The organism is Streptosporangium sp. NPDC001681 (assembly GCF_040298085.1).
Classification (GTDB): Bacteria; Actinomycetota; Actinomycetes; order Streptosporangiales; family Streptosporangiaceae; genus Streptosporangium.
In genome coordinates, this window is sequence record NZ_JBEOZN010000292.1 from 1 (window position 1) to 2,500 (window position 2,500).

Genomic DNA, 2,500 nt, shown 5'->3' on the forward strand with positions numbered 1-2,500 from the left:
GATGCGGCCTGGCATTTGCATGAGCTGACCCGGGGTCTGGATCTGGCGGCGTTCGTGGTGTTCTCTTCGCTGGCCGGGGTGATGGGCTCGGCTGGGCAGGGTAACTACGCGGCTGCGAACGCGTTCTTGGATGGGCTGGCTCAGTTGCGTCGGGCCGAGGGGTTGCCCGCGCTGTCGCTGGCCTGGGGTGCCTGGGCTCAGGACAGCGGGATGACCGGCACGCTGAGTGATGCCGATATGCGGCGGATTGCCCGGACGGGCATGCCGCCGCTGTCGGTGGAGCAGGGGCTGGCGTTGTTCGAGGCCGCTGTCGCGCTTGAGCAGGCGGTGCTGGTTCCGGTCCGGCTGGATCTGCCGTCGATGCGCGGTTATGGCGAGGTGCCGGCACTGTTGCGGGGTCTGGTGCGGGGTGGACGCCGGTCGGCGGCGTCCGGTTCGGTGGTGGCCGCGACGTTGCTGCAGCGGCTGGCCCCGCTGGGCCTCGCCGAGCGTGTCGAGGTCCTGGTGGATCTGGTGCGTACCGGGGTGGCCATGGTCTTGGGGCATGCCTCGCCGGAGACGGTGGAGGTGCGGCGGGAGTTTCGTGAGCTGGGCTTCGATTCCCTGACCGCGGTGGAGTTGCGGAACCGGCTGAACGGGGTGACCGGGTTGCGGTTGCCGTCCACGCTGGTGTTCGACTATCCGACGCCGGTGGTGCTGGCGGAGTTCCTGCTGGCCGAGCTGTTCGGTGAGGATGCCGACGTGGTCATTCCCGCGTCGGTGGTGCCGGTCGCGGACGATCCGATCGTGATCGTGGGCATGGCGTGCCGCTACCCGGGTGGGGTCACCTCGCCGGAGGATCTGTGGCGACTCGTCAGCGAGGGCGGAGATGCGATCTCTCCCTTCCCGACGACGCGTGGCTGGAGTCATGGCGCCCTTGCGGGGGGCGTCGACTACGTGGAAGCGGGTGGCTTCCTGCACGAGGCGGGGGAGTTCGATCCGGGGTTCTTCGGGATCTCGCCGCGTGAGGCGCTGGCGATGGATCCGCAGCAGCGGCTGCTGCTGGAGGTGTCGTGGGAGGCGATCGAGCGGGCGGGCATGGACCCGGTCTCCTTGCGGGGCAGTCACACGGGTGTGTTCGCCGGGCTGATGTATCACGACTACGGGATGAGCGCCGACCTCCCGCCGGAGGCGATGGGCTTCATCAGCACCGGTACGGCGGGCAGTGTCGCGACCGGCCGGGTCTCGTACGCGCTGGGGTTGGAGGGCCCGGCGGTGACGGTGGACACCGCCTGCTCCTCCTCGCTGGTGGCGACACATATGGCGGCGCAGGCGCTGCGGTCGGGTGAGTGCAGCCTGGCGTTGGCCGGTGGTGTGACCGTGATGGCCACCCCGGGAGCGTTCATCGGCTTCAGCGCGCAGGGCGGGCTGGCCGGCGATGGGCGGTGTAAGTCCTACTCCGATGCGGCCGATGGGGTGAGCTGGTCGGAGGGTGTGGGCATGCTGGTGCTGGAGCGGCTGTCGGACGCGCGCCGCAACGGGCACCAGGTCCTGGCGATCCTACGTGGTTCGGCGATCAATCAGGACGGTGCGTCGAACGGGTTGACCGCGCCGAACGGCCCGTCACAGCGGCGGGTGATTCGTCAGGCGCTGGCCGTCGCGGGCTTGAACCCCACCGAGGTGGACGCGGTCGAGGGTCACGGCACCGGCACCACACTGGGTGACCCGATCGAGGCGCAGGCCCTGCTGGCGACGTACGGGCAGGACCGGCCGGAGGACCGTCCGCTGCTGCTCGGCTCGATCAAGTCGAACCTCGGTCACACCCAGGCCGCCGCGGGCGTGGCCGGTGTGATCAAGATGGTCATGGCGATGCGGCACGGCATGCTGCCCAGGACGCTGCACATCGACGAGCCGTCCTCGCATGTGGACTGGTCCTCGGGCGCGGTGGAACTGCTGACCGAATCGGCAGAGTGGCCGGGGACCGGTCGTCCGCGCCGGGCGGGTGTGTCGTCGTTCGGGATCAGCGGTACCAACGCGCATGTGATCTTGGAGCAGGGGCCGGAGGCCGAGCAGACCGGGCCGGGTGCGGAGGATCGGGGTCCAGACGCGGGTGTGGTGCCGTGGGTGGTGTCGGCGAAGACCGAAGAGGCGGTGCGGGCGCAGGCCGGGCGACTGCTGGCGCAGGTGCGGGCGGCCGGCGAGCTTGACCCGGTGGATGTGGGGTCGTCGCTGGTGGTGTCGCGGTCGGTGTTCGAGCATCGGGCCGTGGTCATCGGAGACGGTCGTGAGGAGCTGCTGGCGGGGCTGGCCGCTGTGGCTTCCGGTGAGTCGGCGACGCGCGTGGTTTCGGGTGTGGCCGATGTCGTTGGTAGGTCGGTGTGGGTGTTCCCGGGTCAGGGGGCGCAGTGGGTGGGTATGGGTGCCGCGCTTTTGGAGGAGTCGGCGGTGTTCGCCGGGCGGATGGCGGAGTGTGCGGCGGCGTTGGAGCCGTTCGTGGACTGGTCGTTGCTGGATGTGGTCC

Annotated in this window: 1 protein-coding gene; it reads left to right on the plus strand. The window is 70.0% G+C overall.

From position 1 onward, the window contains the following. Nucleotides 1-15 precede the first annotated feature (15 nt). Nucleotides 16-2,500, plus strand: a 2,485-nt coding sequence (locus ABT130_RS47400) for a type I polyketide synthase (RefSeq protein WP_350966470.1), incomplete at its 3' end; no start/stop codon positions are given.